This window comes from Candidatus Woesearchaeota archaeon, assembly GCA_027858315.1.
Lineage (GTDB): Archaea > Nanobdellota > Nanobdellia > Woesearchaeales > UBA583 > UBA583.
The window spans coordinates 1-18,204 of sequence record JAQICV010000037.1 but is presented as its reverse complement, the minus strand read 5'-3'; the positions used below and the strand labels follow the sequence as shown (position 1 = coordinate 18,204).

Genomic DNA, 18,204 nt, shown 5'->3' with positions numbered 1-18,204 from the left:
TATTATAAATTATGGATTTTGATATATAAAGTTTTTTGATTGAAGTTCGAATAACAAACCCTATATTTATAAATATAAAGTAGCTAGTATTTATAGAGCTTAATTCTTTCATAGAATTTATAACAAAAATGACACAAAGTAAAGAACATAGTTCTGCTTTGTCTAGAAATTCTAAGGGAATTTCTTCATTTTTATACATAGTAGGAAAATGACAACTAAAAATATTATTGTAAAAGGAGCTAGAGAACACAATTTGAAGAATATCAATATAGAATTTCCAAGAGATAAATTCATTGTAATTACAGGAATTTCAGGATCAGGAAAATCAACACTTGCATTTGATACAATTTATGCTGAAGGACAAAGACGATATGTTGAATCTTTGAGTGCTTATGCAAGACAATTTTTAGGACTTATGAAAAAACCAGATTTAGATAGTATTGAAGGTTTAAGTCCTGCTATTTCTATTGAACAGAAAACTACTTCGAAAAATCCGCGTTCAACTGTTGGAACAGTAACTGAAATTTATGATTATTTAAGACTCCTTTTTGCAAGAGTTGGAACTTCTTATTGTCCAAAGTGTAATAGCTCAATTAAACCACAAAGTGCTGAGAATATTGTTAATTTAGTTCTTTCTGATATAGGTAAAAAGATTATAATTTTATCTCCAATTGTTCGTGGTCTTAAAGGAACTTATGAGAAAGTTTTTGATGATTTAAAAAAAGAAGGATTTTCTAGAGTTAGAGTTGATGGGTCAATTTATGATTTAGATTCAGTTAAAGATGAAGTGAAACTTGTTAGATATGAAAAACACTACATCGAAGCTGTCGTTGATAGAATTATTGTTAGTGATGATGAAAGACAAAGGATTACTGATAGTGTTGAACAGGCACTAAAATTTGGTAAAGGAACTGTAGTTATTTTAGATATTGAAGAAGAAGAAAAATTAAAAGTAAGTAATAAGTCTGCAAAGAAAGAATTACAAAGAGGTTTTGGAGAAACTCTATACTCAACTTTTGGAGCTTGCCCTAATCATCCTGAAGTTGTTTTTGAAGAACTTGAGCCAAGACATTTTTCATTCAATTCGCCTTTTGGTGCTTGCCCTACTTGTTTAGGTTTAGGTCAACAAATGGAAATCTCTGCAGACCTTGTTATTCCTGATAAATCATTGAATATAATGGAGAACGCGATTTCAGTTTATGGTAAGATGGATTTATCATGGAGAGCTCAACAACTTGCAGTAGTTGGTAAAAAATTTAAATTTGATGTTTGGACTCCTATTGAAAATTTTTCTGAAAAGCAACTAGAAATATTGCTTTATGGAACAGATGAACCAATTAACGGAACATGGTCTAATGGAGCCAATATGGATATGGAGAAAGGTTGGGAAGGAATCATACCTCAAACTAATCGTTTATACAAACAAACGGATTCAGATTGGAGAAAGGTTGCTATTGAAAAATTTATGATCTCATCAGGATGCCCTACTTGCTTAGGCAAGAGATTAAAAGATACAATTTTGAGTGTTAAAGTTAGTGATAAATCTATTATTGGAATTACTGACTTGAGTATTAAAAATGCTGTAGAATTTTTCTTAAATCTTGAATCAACGCTTAGTGATAAAGAAAAATTTATTGCAAAACAAATTCTAAAAGAAATTAATGAGAGATTATCATTTTTATTTAATGTTGGATTAGGTTATCTAACTTTGTCTAGAAGAGCGGGAACTTTATCAGGTGGAGAGGCTCAAAGAATTAGACTTGCAACACAAATTGGTTCTAATTTAATGGGAGTTTTGTATATTTTGGATGAGCCTTCAATTGGACTTCATCAAAGAGATAATGAAAAATTAATTGGAACTCTGCATAGACTTCGTGATGTTGGAAATACTTTAATTGTTGTTGAGCATGATGAAGAAACTATTAGAGCAGCAGATTATGTTATAGATATTGGTCCAGGAGCAGGAGTTCATGGAGGCCATATTGTTGCAGCAGGAACGCCTAATGAAATTGCTAAAAATCCTAAGAGTTTAACTGGAGAGTATTTATCAGGAAAGAAGAAGATTGCTGTTCCTGAAAGACTAAGAGAAATTAAAGATTACATTGAAATTTATGGAGCTAAAGAGAATAATTTGAAAAATGTTGATGTTAAATTACCTACCAAGATTCTGTGTTCAATTACAGGAGTTTCTGGGTCAGGAAAATCTAGTTTAATTACTCAAACTTTAATGCCTGCTTTAAAGAAACATTTTGGGCAAGTTTATGAGAATATGGGAGAACATGAGAAAATAATTGTTCCTGAAGATGCTCAAAATATTATTGTAATTGATCAGTCCCCAATTGGGAAAACTCCAAGGTCTAATCCTGCTACTTATGTTAAAGTGTTTGATGATATTAGAACTATATTCTCCAATTTAAAAGAATCTAAAGCTCGAGGATACAAACAAGGAAGGTTCTCTTTTAATGTTAAAGGTGGTAGATGTGAGACTTGCTCTGGAGATGGTATGATTAAAATTGAGATGAATTTCTTGCCAGATGTTTATGTTGAGTGTGAGACTTGCAGAGGTAAGAGATATAATAAAGACACTCTTGAAATTTTATATAAAGGGAAAAATATTGCTGAGATTTTAGATATGGATGTTGAGACAGCTCTTCCTTTTTTTGAGAATCATTCTTCGATTAATAGAAAAATTCAAACTCTATTTGATGTTGGATTAGGTTATATTAAATTAGGTCAAGCATCAACTACTTTATCCGGTGGTGAATCTCAAAGAATTAAACTTACAAAAGAACTTGCGAAATTCAAGAAAGGTCATACAATTTATATCTTGGATGAACCTACAACTGGGCTTCATTTTGAAGATGTAAATAAATTAATTGGAGTTATTAATAGGCTTGTTGATAAGGGAAATTCTATTTACATAATAGAACATAATTTAGATGTTATTAAGTGCTCAGATTATGTTATAGATTTGGGGTATGAAGGAGGAGATGGAGGAGGAGAAATTATTGCAATTGGTACTCCAAAAGAAATCACTAAGAATAAGAAATCTCATACAGGGAAATTCTTGAAAGAAATGTTTTAATTAATTTTATTAAAGTAAAAATTAATTTAATTTATTTAATTCTTCTACATATTTCTCGATTTCTGGTAAATAATCATTTTCAGGATTTACATCAGGATATAAATAAGTTCTTAATCCATGATAGAATCCAGAAGATACAAATACGAAAGTTTCCTTTTCGCCTTCTTTTAAATCTAATTTAGGTTTACTAAATAACATTTCAATCTCATCTCCTCTAACTGTATGAGCATACATATTATCTTTATTTAATAAATTAAATAACACATTACCATCTTTTGAATGTTCTGCTTTAATTAATGATAATTCTTCTTGAACAAAAGGTTTTTCATCAACAATCATCATTTGAACTGAATCTAAATTATGAGATTGAGTAAATAATAATTTCATACTTAGTTTATCATTTTGAGCTTCATCAATTATGTCACCAATATATAAATAGTGATTAGATTCAATTGTTCTTGGATGAATATCTTTTAATATCTCATATTCACCATTACCTAAATCAAACATAGTTCTAATTGAAGCTTCAGAATATGCTTCTAGAGGTTCTAATTGATTTTTCATAGGTACATGACCCCAACTATTTATGATTAAGTAAACTTCTTTATCTTTTAATTCTGAAATATCTAATTCAATTTCAATTTCATTACCAGCATCTACTGAGATGAATTTAGAATCAGTTTCTATAATTTCCTCAAAACAAGTTTCTTCATTGAGATTACAGGATAAAATTTTATTTTCTAATAATTCTTCGTCTACAATTTTAATACTATTCTCTTCATGATCAATTATTAGTTCTGCATTTTCATTATAAATTGTTCTTAATAATTTAACTTCATCAATATGAGACTCTTCGGGTTCAATTTCTTTTAATAATAATTTTACTCCTTCATCTTCAATTGTTGGATTTAATCTCATTTCATAGTAATCAGTTAAAGTGTATACTTGTTTATCTCCTGAATCTTCTTCATACCAAGATTTTGAGTTTTCATAATATTGATCAAAATATGTAGATAATACATCATTCTCAATATAATAATCATTATTTACTCCACTAAATAAATATGGCGTTGAACCTTCTTCCTTACAAATTGGAATGCCATGATCATAAAGACAAAAAGTTGGAGAACAATCTTTAATCATTTCTTCTTTTACCCCACAACTATCATACCAATAAATATCATTCATAACAGATAATCCGCCACTACATGCTCTATAATCATGACTTACACAACAAGATTGAGTATTACAACTAGTAGTTCCCAATCTTGTTGCACCATCAACATAAGGACAAGAAGAACCACCAAGAGAAGCAGGTGTAGTGATTGAGTAAACTTGTTCTTTTACTCCTCCTCCACAACTTACACTACAAGTGCTAGTATCACTCCAAGAACCTACACAATTTACAATAGGTAAACAACTACCACCACTACAATAATTGCCACTATTACAATCTTGAGTTTCAGCAACATTAGAACTTGTTTGACCACAGCCAGAAGCAGAACAAGTTGCACTAAATTCTATATTTGTTCTAGCTTTGGTATCCCAATCAATACAACTATTCCAACTACCTAGAATAGTTGTAGGAGTAACGCAAGTTTCAACAAAATAATTAGTCCCACCATCACATGCTCCACTACCACATAAATTGATTTCTTCATAACGATTTAAACCACTACAATAGTAATGATCATCATCACTACAATCAAAGTTTGTTGAACTGACACTTGAACCAGAATTATAATAATCAACTAAATCAGTTCCACTAGTACATGAATCACTATGAAGAACAAAAGTACAAGAACTACCAGAACATGTAATAAAATCAGTTACTGTACCTGGAATAAATTTGTCAATTCCACTCTCAGTATCAGTACTTAGTCTTGTACTACAATCTTCACTAGATAATACACTATAATCACAAAAACCCGTTTTTGAACCAGTTATGTCACAAAAATAATCACGGTTTTCTCTTATATCACCATTACAATAGTTCCCATCAACTAGACAATTAGCCTGAGAATTCTCATAAACTCCTTGGCCAAGCGTATAAATATTTCCATTTTCATCAAAGGATGAAACATCTATTCCTAAATTGGATTTGATTATTAAACTATTAGTTGAAATAGGAAGACTACCTAAATCTTGTGAAAATGAATTAAAATTACTAGTTACACTATTAAAAAATGCTGAACCAACTTTGAAACTTTCTTCACTATTTGCATTGTTTAAAATATGATCTTGACCTTCAAAATAAATATCACCATTGTTATCAACAATAAACACATCATTACCTGAACTATCAGTTACTACAAACCAAGGTTCTAATATATTTACATTACAGACATCGAAACTAAAAACTAGACTTATATTTAATAATAAAATTAATAATAATGAAAATTTTATTTAAGACATTCATTTTTTATCACCTCATTTAAAATACTATTACAAAAACTTAAATCATCTTTATTATAACGACTAGCAATATAATAATTGTCTCTGCAAAAATTTATTGTTTCAAGATTTTCAAATTCTTCACAAATCTGAATATCATCTTCTAAAACAGCTCGTTGTTTTATATCAGAAATTTTAATGGAGGCAGAACAACCTGCGCTTTGATCTTCATCATCAATATTAAAACATAGTTGTTCATCCATTTTATAACGAGCCTTGTCAAAATAACAAGCATCATCATTACATTCAATTAATTCTAATTTACAACTCTCGATTAGATTCTTTTCTACAACATAATCACAATTTGAAACATCATTGCTTGCTATTGCTTCTTGAAAAGTTAATTCTTTTTCAATATTATTTGAATCAAATTCAACTTCTTTAATGTTATTTAATTGATTAGAATTAAATATTAAAAAAATTAGAAAAAATATACTAATAATGACAATTAAAATTATCAATATTAATTCTTTCTTATCAATTGAATTATCCATTCTAACCTAGTTGAATTACAACATTACCATTCCCATTACTACTTTTAATTGTAGTAACAGTAATTTCATCATCAAAATCAACTGGATTGATGAATTGATAATCAGTAGGCGCTTCGTCTTGATCTAAACCAAAGATTCCTCCTCGAATATCTTCTGCTCTATGCCAAACACCATTTACATCTGCATATAAAAACATACTCATAAATAGTATGATGAATAAACTTATTATTGCTAATATTGATTTATTTTTAGATTTCATAGTCATTTACAAAGTAAAATACTTATAATGATTTGTTACTATATTTATTTCTAAATTAATAAAGTTAATTTTATAATAAACCTAAATATTAAAAAATTAATTTGAATTTTTCAATGTTTTTTTGGAATTTTTAATATGAAATTTTTTCCTCAATTTACTAAAGATTAATATATAAAATGGGCTAAGTAAAAGAGTTAATGAAATAATTGAAATTGTCATATCATATGAAAAATCACTAATGATTCCTGCACTAATTCCTAATGCTGCAAGAACAAAACTAAATTCTCCTATCTGAGACAATAATACTCCTCCATACATGCTCTCAATTTTAGTATTTCCTAGAGCTCTTAGAACAATATAATTAATTAAGGTATTAATGAAAAATGCGATAAATACAATAATCATAATTGTTTTATAGTTTGTTTTAATAAAATCTAAATTTAAAAGCATTCCAATAGATATAAAGAATATGGCAACAAATACTACATAAAATGGTTCTAAACTCTCTTTAACCCATTTAGTTTCTTTAGATACTGAGATAACTATTCCTGCAATAAAAGCACCAAGAGCAACTGAGAGTCCGAATAAGCCAGTAATTAAAGCAAAACCAAAACAAAGAATAAATGATGCAAATATCTCCATTTCCTTATCATCCTTAATATATTTTAAAAATTTTAAATTTATCTTACCTACTTTAATCAAGTATGCTAAGAACCCTATAATTAATATTCCTCCAATTATCTGAAGCATTATCTCTTTATATGAAACTTCGGTACCACCTAAAAAACCCAATATAATAATCATTGGAACTATAATAATATCTTGAAATAAAAGTATACTAATCACATGCTTTGAAATTTTCGAGTTTTTCTCTTTTAAATCTCCTAAGATTTTTAATACTACAGCAGTACTTGAAAGACTAATTATAAATCCTAATAAGATTATACGATTTATTGGCCAACTAAAGAAATGTCCAACTCCATACATGATTAAAACACTTCCTCCTACTTGAATTAAAGTTCCAACTAGAGCATATTTCCATGAATCGATTATATCTTTTAAAGAAATTTCCATACCTACAAAAAACAATAGAATAACTACACCCATTGAACCTAAAAGAGAAATTATTTCAACATCAGTTACAACTTTAAGGCCATAAGGGCCTATAATTAAACCTGCTAAAATATATCCTATTACATAAGGTAATTTTAATAATTTTAATAAGAATCCCATTATCAAAATAATTAGTGTTATTTCTACCAATAAGGGTAAAATTGGATCAATACCTACCATAAATATTTAAGACTAAAGAAGGATTATAAATCTTTCTGAAATAATATTCTTTCATAGTATTTGTAAAGCGATAAATAAGATTTAAAAAGAATAGATGATTAAGTACTCTATGTTTACAGGATTAAAAAATAAAATATCTAAGTTTTTTAGTAAGAGATCATTTGGTTCAGTCTATTTAAGAGTTTTTTTTTTAATTATATTATTATTATTTAGAGTTTATTATGAACCTTTCATCATAAATGATATTCTTTTTTATAAAATTGTAGATGTGATTTTTTATTATATTTTATTAAACCTTATATTTAATATGAGTAGATTAACAATTATTTACTTATATTTAAGAAGGAATAAATTATCACAAGATCATTCTGACAATTTTACATTAGGAATCAATAGCATTTCATTCTTTTTGAATCATTTCATATTTGTACTGATATTCATTAATACTTTTGTTATAAATTTGAAAGACTTACTTACAACAATAAGTTTAGTAGCAGTAGCCTTTGTTTTGATATTTAAAGATTATATCTCTAACTTTATGAATGGTATTTTAATTATGTTTTCAGATGAGGTTAGATTGAAAGATTATATTAAGATTGGTGATTTTAAAGGAAAAGTTAGTAATCTTACTTTTAAGAATATTGAATTAAAAACTGATAATGGTGATTATGTTTATATTCCAAATACTATTGTTATATCTAGAGAGATTATTAATTATACTAAAGGTTCTATTAAAAACATTAAATTTGATGTAAATCTACCATTAGAGAGATTTTCGAATTATCAAAAAAATAAAGAGAAAATATTGGAGAGTATTTATAATGAATTTAAGGACTTGATAAGCAACAATTCTTCAATTAAAATGAAGATTGATAAAACTGATAACGAAAACTTCACATTAGCATTTGATATTTTGGTTACAAAATACAACTATAAGATAGAAGAATCAATTAAGAACTATGTTTTTGAAAATTTACTTGCAATTAAGAAAGACTAAATTTTATAAAAAACCTAAATCTTAATTATTTATGATAAAACTTGCAACTCTTATTTATGTTAAAAAAAATAATCAAACTTTGATGATGCATAGAAATAAGAAAGAGAATGATATGCATGAAGGAATGTATAATGGTTTGGGAGGGAAATTTGATGAAGGAGAGAGTCCTGAAGAATGCGCTAAAAGAGAACTTTTTGAAGAATCAGGACTTGTTGTTAAATCAATAAAATTAAAAGGTTTTCTTACTTTTCCAAATTGCTTTGGTGGAGGAAATGATTGGTATGTTTTTGTATATATTGTTGATAAATTCGATGGTGAATTGATTAAAAATAGTCGTGAAGGAGAATTAGAATGGATAGATGATGACAAATTATTAGACTTGCCTTTAAATGAAGGAGATTATATTTTTATGAAATGGTTTGAAAAGCCAGAAATTTTTTCTTCAAAATTTAATTATGATGGAAAAAAGTTAATAGATTATGAAGTTGAGTTTTACTAAAGTTAATTGAATAAATCTGTTAGCACAAGTTTGTTCTAAGGAATGTTTATTAAGGTTAAACTTTCAAAAATTTTATGGAACTAGATTTTGTTGAAATAGTTTTATCAAAGGAAATCAATAAAAAACCTAGAGATACTATTTTTTATCAAAATCTAAAGAATTTAAGAGAAATTGTTGAATTGAGTGAAGATATTTCATCTAGCCTGCTAGCTTTTAGAAGCAGAGGATATGATAAAGCTCAATTTGAAAATGAAATTAGATTAGAATATGCATTAAGACTACAGCCACTAGTTGAAGCAATTTTGACTGAATTTCAATCAAATTATGATTTTTATTCGAATTTCGAGATATCTACAGATACATTTAAAGAAACATTAGATATTCTAATTGAGAGTACAATTGAGAAAGAAAAAAAGATTATTGAATACCAAATAAGTAAAAGAGCCAAGAAACATTTTGAAACTATAAGATACCAAGCAGGAGAAGAGATAGCCCAAAAAGAATTACAAAAAGATGTTATAAGGGGTCAAATCTTATTAAAAAGCTTGAAGAATAAAATCATTGACAATATTTATGATACTTATATTGTTTGTTACCAAAAAAAGAAAATTAGTGTATATGAGTCTTAATTACATTTATAAAAAACAATAACTAATTCTTTCTATGTTAAAAGAGAAACTTAAGTCTTTACCTAAGAATCCAGGAGTTTATTTATTTAAAGATAAATTTGAACATATTATTTATATTGGTAAAGCTAAGAATCTTAAAAATAGAGTAAAGTCTTATTTTAGTTCAGACCACAAAAACTCACCCAAAACGCAGTTCCTTGTAAGGAATATTTATGATTTGGAATTTATTATTGTAGATAATGAACTTGAAGCACTTTTGCTTGAAAATAAACTAATTAAAAAGAATAAACCTAAATATAATATTAATTTGAAAGACTCGAAAACATATGCATATATTAAAATAACTGAAGATAATATACCTAAAATTATTAGCGCTAGAAAAGTTACTAAAAAAGGTATTTATTTTGGACCATATGTCGATGGAACTTCCAGAAGAGAACTAATAAGATTAGTCGTAGAAATTTTTGGTATGATTACTAATACTACTTATTCAACAAGATCTCAACTTAATTATGATATTGGACTTGCTCCTGCACCTTCAATTGATAAAGTTGATAGAGAAATATATCTAAAGCGATTAGAGGATGTAAAAAACTTTCTCAATGGAAATAATACATCTAAAGTCCTAAAACTCTTAAATAAAGAAATGCACGAAGCCATAAATGTGCAAAAATATGAGCTTGCTGCAGAGAAGAAGAGACATATTGAAGCAATTAATCATTTAAAGGAAAAACAGAATGTAGATTTAATTAAAGGATATGATCAGGATGTAATTGTAATGCTTCATAATTCAGATAGAGCAGTTATCGAACTTTTTAATATTTCAAAAGGAGTTATTTCTGGAAAGAAGACTTTTAGATTTGAGTATGATGAAGAATTATTTGAGAGTTTCATTAAGATGTACTATTCTCAAAATTCTGTACCTAAAGAAGTAATTATTAATACTGAGTTAGAAGATGTAAATTTATTTGAAGAATATTTAGCTAAGAATAGAGGTTCAAAAGTTACCATTAATTTTCCTCAAAAAGGTGACAAACTTAAACTTGTTAAACTTGTAGAAAAAAATGCAAAGTTAAATGTTTTAGAAAATAAAATTTTGAAAGACATTAAAGAGAAATTGAATTTACTAAAAATCCCTAAAGTTATTGAATGTTTTGATATGTCAAACCTAGGTAAAGATTTCCTTGTTGGTGCTATGGTTCAATTTGTTGATGGAAAACCTAATAAAACAGAGTATCGAAAATTTGAAATTAAAAGTTTTAGTGGGAAAAATGATGATTTTGCTTCAATGAAAGAAGTTGTTTATAGAAGGTATAAAAAATTGAAAGATAAAAATTTAACTTATCCTGATTTGATTATAATAGATGGAGGAAAAGGACAACTTAGTGCTTCAGTTGAGAGTTTGAAAGAACTTAAATTAATAATTCCAATTATTTCTCTTGCTAAAAAAGAAGAAGAAATTTTTATGCTTGGAAGAAATGATAGTTTAAAATTTGATAAAAATTCTGAGATGATGCTTTTTATTAGAAGTGTTAGAGATGAAGTTCATAGATTTGTTATTACTTATAATCGTAAGAAAAGGGAAATGAGACTTAGAGATGAGATGAATAAATAGACCTTACTTAAGTTTATAAAATACTTAATACTATCATAAACTAAATGCTCATAACAAAAAACCTAGACAAAGTTAGGACTAAAAACACTCTGTCTTCATTGGATGTAAAGATTAATGAATTTCTTAGAAAAGAACTAGGAGCGGATTTTAATAACGATAATCAAATTTTTAAAATACTTGCAGCAAATGGTCTTAGAAGAGACCCATTCAAATATAATTTTCGAGAATGGAATAAAATGACCAGTAATTTATCAGGAAATGATAAATTTGGTTTAATTGCTAAGTTCGTTTTTTTATCATATGGATTATCAGAAGGTATTGTTAATAAGAGAAATTCACCTAATTGGCTTTCAGAATTAGGTTTTAGTAGATATAGTTTATCTAAAAGTAAACTTGTACCAAATAATTTTAAAAAGAAAATCCTACATAAAGGCCTTAATAATTTACTTGAAGCAGATAAGTTTGGATTTTACAATCCAAGGAATGCAGAACTTATTTCACATATATGTTATAGTTTAGGAAAATCTAGTAAAGGTTATGAATACAAAAAAAACATTGAAAAATATACGAAAATTGAAGAAATAAATTCAATTATTGAAAAAATTGATGAAAAAAATTATAGAAAAATAATTCCACTTTTAAGATTAAAAAAACAATTTGGAGATAAGTCTGAATACAATAATACTAGAATTGGTAAATCTTACTTGAAATCAAATATCAAAAGTAAAAACAAAAGAGCTTTAACTTACCTTCTTAAAAGTTATAAAATGGGCAATGAACATCCAATTCATTTAAGTTTAGTTGGTAGAAGCTATTTCAAAATAGGAGATTTCAAAAATTCTTCTAAATTTTTAAAAAAGGCAATAGAAAGTGGTGATAATAGTAAAGAGACTTATATTAGATGTTCTATGTGTGCTAATAAATTAGGAAATATCGAAGACGAGATTAAATATCTTGAAAAGGGCGTATTAGAACTTGCTAATACTTCTAGAGGTAAATATAAACAAAAAGACCTAACCATTTTTACTCGTAGCATATGTGATGCATATAATTCTATTGAAAAACATTCACAAGTAAGTAATGTAGATTTATTCGAAGATAGGTTATCTGAAATAGAAAATAAAATTAATCATTATTTGGAAAATAGAATAGATTATGATATTGTTTTTAAACATGATATTGAAGAATCAAAGTAATTCCCCAATTTCAGAATTATTAATCTTTCTTTAAAAAAATGTAATATAATTAATTAAGATCTAAATCATCATCTGAATCATCATCTGAGTCTTCATCTGAATCTTCGTCTGAATCTTCGTCTGAATCATCATCATCTGAGTCTTCTTCTTCGTCTTCATTAATTCTATCTCTATCCCTATCAAATATCCCGCTTCCACGATTATTATCTTGAGAGTCTCTATCTCTATATTCGTTAGAGTCATCATCTGAGTCTTCGTCTGAATCATCATCAGATTCATCTTCATCAGATTTGACATCTAAAACCATTTCAATTTCATCTTTAGATAAATCAGTTCTTGACATTATTTCATCAATTACTTCATCTAAATCTGTTGTAGGTAATCTGAATTTAGTTTTGAAATCATCTGATTCAATTTCAACTTTTGCGAAACCATGTTCAAATTCTACTTCAATTTCTAATTCGTCTGAATCTTCAAAGGAGTAACTACTTCTTTCTTCATATTTGACTCTTAGTTCATCCTTTTTAGCTTCAACTTTAACTTTCAAATCACTTTCTTTATCTTTTAGATCTACTTTTATTTTAGCTTTATCTTCTCTAAATTTAAGTAAAGTGTTTATTTTTTCATCGTCACTTAAAGCACTAAATCTTTTTACAATTTCAGATACAGCATCTCCAACATTCATATTACCGTCCTCTACTTGAGCTACAATGTCTGAACCATCAATACCTAGTCTACTAAGTACTTCATTTACTCTTTCTGCATTGTATTGTATTTTTAGAGCTTCAATTTCAGAGTTATCATCATAAGATACTCTTTCTCTTTCTCTTACTTCAATTCTTGCTCTAGTTGAGGCTTTACTTTGTTCATCTAAATCCGAAATTTCTTCTCTAAATTGTTTAATTAAATCAATAGCTTCATCTTTAATGGCAACAAATTCTTGAGCTAAAATGTCTGCAGATTGATTTAGATCTAATGAATCTATTTCAACTAATAAACTATCTAATTGAGCAACTATATCTTCTAAATTACTTAGATTTATTTGAGTTGAATTACTATCATCTAATTCTACAATTATTAATTGTGCATCTTCTACTTTATCTTCAATTGTATCTTTTAATTGAAGTAGTCTAACTTTTGCACCTATATCACTTGATAATATAATCAAATCATTATCTGAATCTTCAACTTCAGTTTCATCTTCTAATTCTTCTTCATATTCAGTTTCATTTATTGAAGAATCTAAAGAGTCATTAAAAATACCTTCATCATCAGAATTATCTAATGAATCATTTACACCTGTTAAATTATCATCTGCTGAAAATACAGCTGCAGGAACTACAGCAAATACCAACATAAATGATACCAGGATTGCTCTAAACATTTTTATTGTATCCATTTTAATCACCTTTCGAATCACTATTCGAATATTTAATTCTGGTTGGAACTATATATAAAGATTCTCCGGATAAGTGCGGAACTTAGCGGAACTGAGTAATTTTTTAAGATAAAATGTTGATAAAGATACATTAAGTAAACTTATAAATTAAGTTCTTTTGTATTTTTTATGAAATTAGTACTTTTGCCTGGGAATAGTCCTAGTAATTGTGAGTGGATTGAGAAAGTTAGATTTTCCCTATCTGATAAATATGACAATATTATTTTTCTAAAATATGAACACTGGAAACATAAAAATAAGAGTATCGATTTAGATTTGGAATTAGATAGATTGATAACTATATTAAATAATTGTAATCAAGATTATGTTATTTTTGCAAAAACGGCAGGTGTTGCTCTAACTCTTAAAGGAATTTATGAAGGGAAAATTAATCCTAAAAGATGCATATTTTTAGGAGTTCCAATTGTTTGGGCAAGACTTAATGATTTTAAAATAGATGATTGGTTTTTTAATTATGAGTATCCTACTCTATTTATTCAAAAAACTGGAGACCCTGCAATGTTTCATGATGAACTTAAAACTTATTTAAAGAATAAATCACTTAAAGATTATACTATTGTAGAAATGCTTGGAGAAGATATGAAGTATAATGAAGTAGATTTGATTAAAGATGAAATAATTAATTATCTTGATGATATTAAGGATTTGATTTATTGAAAGAGTTAATTTCATTATATTTATAATCTCTGCTCTACTTTAAATTATTATGAAGTTTAAGTTAGTCTCAAATTACAAACCTGCAGGAGGACAACCTGAAGCAATTTCTAAACTTGTTGAAGGATATTCTAAGTTTCCTATACAGACTCTTTTAGGAATTACAGGTAGTGGGAAAACTTTTGTTATGGCTAATTTGATTGAGAGAGTTCAAAAACCAACACTTGTTCTTGCTCATAATAAAATTCTTGCAGCTCAACTTTATCAAGAATTAAAGGAACTTTTTCCAGAGAATAGAGTTGAATATTTTATTTCTTATTATGATTATTATCAACCAGAGAGTTATATTCCTACAAGTGATACTTATATCGAAAAAGAGGCAACAGTTAATGAAGAGATCGAAAAGCTTAGACTAAGAGCAATGGCTTCAGTTTTATCTCGAGATGATGTAATTATTGTTGCATCAATTTCTTGTATTTATGGTGCAGGAAATCCTGAAGATTATCAGAATTTATCTATTAAATTAAATATTGGAGATAATATTCCTAGAAAGAAAATTATTGAAGGATTAATAGGAATGCAATATGTTAGAAATGATAAGATTATTGCACCAGGAAATTTTAGAGTTCGTGGAGATGTTTTAGATATTTTTCCAATTTATGATGAACAATTACTTCGAGTTGAGATGTTTGGAGAGACAATTGAGAATATTTTTGAGATTGATAAAGTAACAGGAGATAAACTACAAAGAATTGATGAAATTAAAATTTATCCTTCAAAGCAATTTGTTATACCTGAAGAAAAACAGAAAAAAGCTATTTCTTTTATTAAAGAAGAACTAAATGAAAGAGTTGGTGAATTAAAAGAACTTGAAGCGCAAAGACTTAAACAGAAAGTTAAGTTTGATTTAGAGATGATTGAAGAAATGGGATACTGTACCGGAATTGAAAATTATTCTAAATATTTTGATGGAAGAAAATCAGGGACTCCTCCCCATGTTTTGCTTGATTATTTTGGAGATGATTTTTTATTAATTATTGATGAGTCTCATCAAACTATTCCACAATCTAATGCTATGTATAAGGGCGATTATTCTCGTAAAAAAAACTTAATTGATTATGGATTCAGGTTACCTTCTGCATTTGATAATCGTCCACTTAAATTTCATGAGTTTGAGAAATATTTTAAACATACAGTTTTTGTTTCTGCAACTCCAGCTCAATATGAAATTGAAAATTCAGGACAGATAGTTGAATTACTTATTAGACCTACAGGACTTCATGATCCTGAAGTTGAAGTAAGACCAATTGAAGGACAGATTAAAGATTTGATTTCAGAGATTAAAAAAACTGCAAATGAAGGATTTAGAACTTTAGTTACAACTTTGACTAAGCGTATGGCTGAAGATTTGACAAATTACTTAGCAAAAGAAGGAATTAAAGTTAGATATATGCATTCTGATATTGATTCTCTTGATAGAATTGAACTTATTCGTCAATTGCGTTCAAGAGATTTTGATGTTTTAATTGGAATTAATCTTTTAAGAGAAGGTCTTGATATTCCTGAAGTTGCGCTTGTTACAATTTTAGATGCAGATAAAGAAGGATTTTTGCGTGATGAGAGAAGTCTTATTCAAACTATTGGTAGGGCTGCTAGAAATTCGAAGGGTAAAGTAATTCTTTATGCGGACAATATTACAGGTTCCATACAAAGAGCAATGCAAAAAACTAAAAATAGGAGAGAAACACAAATTCAATATAATAAAGAACATAAAATCACTCCACAAACAATTATTAAAAATGTTGCAAAGAAGACTCGAGAGATTAGAGGAGTAAAACATATGTCTAAAGATGATTTACATAAAAAGATTATCAATTTAGAAGCTGATATGAAGAAAGCTGCTCAAGATCTAGATTTTGAAAAAGCAATTGAGTTAAGAGATACAGTTGAAGATTTGAAGAGAGAAGAAGAATATATCAATAAATAGTGATAAGTTTTTCCTTTCTAGTGATAACTTATAAATCTTATAATTTCGAAGTTTAATATGAATCTTATTGATATGATAGAAAGAGAAAGAATTAGATTTGATGAAATTCCTATTACTGAGAGTCTAATGCTTAAAGATGAAACATTAAATAAATCTCTTTTTGTTGAAGAATATGTTAGAGAATGGCTTAATAGGTGTAATTTTCTACAGAAAATAAGAACTGCAGAACCAAATAAAAAAAGATTATATCTAGAAGAGAATGAAGGAGGGAGCATTCATGTTAGAAAAGGTGAAGGAATTCTAAAATTTGAATTCGATGATCTAATTTGTCATGATGGAATAAATTATGTTGTTGAAGTAAAATCTCAAAATTTGAATGGATATAAAAAAAAAATGCCATTTGTTCTTGAAGCTTCAAAACAATTATTTGGAAATAATAGTGGTGGGATTCTCTTATTTATGCCACTTTATAGAAATCCCTCAAAACAAGAAACAATTAATTCAATCAAAGAAGAATTTAATGGTGATGTTAATTTTGTTGATTTGAGATATACTAAAAAGGACTTTAAAGTTTTTTTCCAAAAAAAAGGATATATTGTAAGATAATCTTTAAGTAAATTTGAGATTAAACTTTATAAATCACTAGATAGTAGTATTAAATATGAACTTAACATTAACTTCAATGTTTAATAAATTATCTAGGTCTGAGGATCTTGATGAGATATTGAAATTATACCCTTATTTCTATCAAGCTTTAATAAATAAAAGTAAAAAAATCAATTCAGCTCCAGAACTTATAGAAAATGAGATTAGAATTCATGGATATAAAACTCTCCCAAATGATGCTGAAAACTTTTTTGATAATATGGAATGCTACTTAGAGTCTGATACTGTGAAATTGTTATTAATGAAAAATATTAACTTAAAACTTGATTTTATAAGACAAAATGATAAATTAGACAATATTTTATTGGATAAAGAGAATAATGGATGGTTAGAGAGTTATAGAATAGAAGACAAATTAGTTTTTTTGAATCCTAATATACCTATAGGTAAGAAAAAAATCCAAGTTTATTCTAATCCTATCTCTATTTCTAGAGACTATGATAAACACAATTCTAATAGTTCTGGGAATGCTTCAAAATTTTATCCTAAAATTAATCCCAAACTTATTGACATCCTAGGTTTCAATAATGGAGTTGGACATTTGTATATAACTAGTCCAGAAAGTATAATCTTTTTCTATCTAAAATTTCAAGAAGAAATTGGAATTACTAAAGATAAAAAACCTACAAAGTTTGTTAAAATTCATATAGGGAATGAAAGAAAAAATAAAAACTATAAACAAATGATTCATAGTTATCCTATTGATGAAGAAAGTATGAATAATTCTAAAATGAAGACTATCAAAAATATTATTGATTATAACTCTATAGATTATCAAATAGCTATCGCTAAAAATTTTAGGCTTTATCCGAAGTAGATTTATAAAGTTCAAATTTCTTTAATTATTATGATTCGTAAACTTGTACAAAAACAAATAATTCCTCACGAGAATTCTTTTCGTCAAGAATTAAATAAGA

The 18,204-nt window shown here is 27.2% G+C and carries 15 protein-coding genes; 10 read left to right on the top strand and 5 right to left on the bottom strand.

Features of this window, described 5'->3' with window-relative positions; translation table 11 throughout:
- The first annotated feature begins 208 nt into the window (after nucleotides 1–208).
- A complete protein-coding gene (uvrA, locus tag PF569_02815) occupies nucleotides 209–3,085 on the top strand; it encodes an excinuclease ABC subunit UvrA (GenBank protein ID MDA3855165.1) in 2,877 nt (958 codons plus the stop codon).
- A gap of 21 nt (nucleotides 3,086–3,106) precedes the next feature.
- Here uvrA and PF569_02810 read toward each other — a convergent pair whose 3' ends face one another.
- From PF569_02810 to PF569_02795, 4 genes are all read right to left on the bottom strand, one after another.
- The gene (locus tag PF569_02810) at nucleotides 3,107–5,371 is read right to left on the bottom strand and encodes a thrombospondin type-1 domain-containing protein (protein MDA3855164.1); all 2,265 of its coding nucleotides are present in this window, start codon (nucleotides 5,369–5,371) and stop codon (nucleotides 3,107–3,109) included.
- Between the two features lie 116 nt (nucleotides 5,372–5,487).
- A complete protein-coding gene (locus tag PF569_02805; protein ID MDA3855163.1) occupies nucleotides 5,488–6,033 on the bottom strand; it encodes a hypothetical protein in 546 nt (181 codons plus the stop codon).
- A 1-nt stretch (nucleotide 6,034) separates the two neighbouring features.
- The gene (locus PF569_02800; GenBank protein MDA3855162.1) at nucleotides 6,035–6,292 is read right to left on the bottom strand and encodes a hypothetical protein; all 258 of its coding nucleotides are present in this window, start codon (nucleotides 6,290–6,292) and stop codon (nucleotides 6,035–6,037) included.
- 96 nt (nucleotides 6,293–6,388) lie between these two features.
- On the bottom strand, nucleotides 6,389–7,585 hold the full coding sequence (locus PF569_02795) for a cation:proton antiporter (protein MDA3855161.1): 1,197 nt from the start codon (nucleotides 7,583–7,585) through the stop codon (nucleotides 6,389–6,391).
- 109 nt (nucleotides 7,586–7,694) lie between these two features.
- Here PF569_02795 and PF569_02790 point away from each other — a divergent pair, with 109 nt between their 5' ends.
- From PF569_02790 to PF569_02770, 5 genes are all read left to right on the top strand, one after another.
- Entirely contained in the window at nucleotides 7,695–8,582 is an 888-nt protein-coding gene (locus PF569_02790) for a mechanosensitive ion channel (GenBank protein MDA3855160.1), read from the top strand.
- A 34-nt stretch (nucleotides 8,583–8,616) separates the two neighbouring features.
- Nucleotides 8,617–9,081, top strand: coding sequence for an 8-oxo-dGTP diphosphatase (locus PF569_02785; protein ID MDA3855159.1), 465 nt, complete (start codon nucleotides 8,617–8,619; stop codon nucleotides 9,079–9,081).
- Between the two features lie 74 nt (nucleotides 9,082–9,155).
- Nucleotides 9,156–9,710 carry a hypothetical protein gene (locus tag PF569_02780; protein MDA3855158.1) on the top strand — a complete coding sequence of 185 codons (555 nt, stop codon included), beginning with the start codon at nucleotides 9,156–9,158 and terminating at the stop codon, nucleotides 9,708–9,710.
- A 34-nt stretch (nucleotides 9,711–9,744) separates the two neighbouring features.
- On the top strand, nucleotides 9,745–11,325 hold the full coding sequence (uvrC, locus tag PF569_02775) for an excinuclease ABC subunit UvrC (protein ID MDA3855157.1): 1,581 nt from the start codon (nucleotides 9,745–9,747) through the stop codon (nucleotides 11,323–11,325).
- Between the two features lie 44 nt (nucleotides 11,326–11,369).
- Nucleotides 11,370–12,521 (top strand): hypothetical protein, encoded by a 1,152-nt coding sequence (locus PF569_02770; protein MDA3855156.1) that lies wholly within the window; start codon nucleotides 11,370–11,372, stop codon nucleotides 12,519–12,521.
- Between the two features lie 49 nt (nucleotides 12,522–12,570).
- Here the strand turns inward: PF569_02770 and PF569_02765 are convergent, their stop codons facing one another.
- On the bottom strand, nucleotides 12,571–13,920 hold the full coding sequence (locus PF569_02765; protein MDA3855155.1) for a hypothetical protein: 1,350 nt from the start codon (nucleotides 13,918–13,920) through the stop codon (nucleotides 12,571–12,573).
- A 168-nt stretch (nucleotides 13,921–14,088) separates the two neighbouring features.
- Here PF569_02765 and PF569_02760 point away from each other — a divergent pair, with 168 nt between their 5' ends.
- The 4 genes from PF569_02760 to PF569_02745 all read left to right on the top strand — a co-directional run bounded on the left by PF569_02760 (nucleotide 14,089) and on the right by PF569_02745 (nucleotide 18,104).
- On the top strand, nucleotides 14,089–14,637 hold the full coding sequence (locus tag PF569_02760; protein MDA3855154.1) for a hypothetical protein: 549 nt from the start codon (nucleotides 14,089–14,091) through the stop codon (nucleotides 14,635–14,637).
- 49 nt (nucleotides 14,638–14,686) lie between these two features.
- Entirely contained in the window at nucleotides 14,687–16,621 is a 1,935-nt protein-coding gene (gene uvrB, locus PF569_02755) for an excinuclease ABC subunit UvrB (GenBank protein ID MDA3855153.1), read from the top strand.
- A gap of 72 nt (nucleotides 16,622–16,693) precedes the next feature.
- Nucleotides 16,694–17,227, top strand: coding sequence for a hypothetical protein (locus tag PF569_02750; GenBank protein MDA3855152.1), 534 nt, complete (start codon nucleotides 16,694–16,696; stop codon nucleotides 17,225–17,227).
- A gap of 55 nt (nucleotides 17,228–17,282) precedes the next feature.
- On the top strand, nucleotides 17,283–18,104 hold the full coding sequence (locus PF569_02745) for a hypothetical protein (protein MDA3855151.1): 822 nt from the start codon (nucleotides 17,283–17,285) through the stop codon (nucleotides 18,102–18,104).
- Nucleotides 18,105–18,204 lie beyond the last annotated feature (100 nt).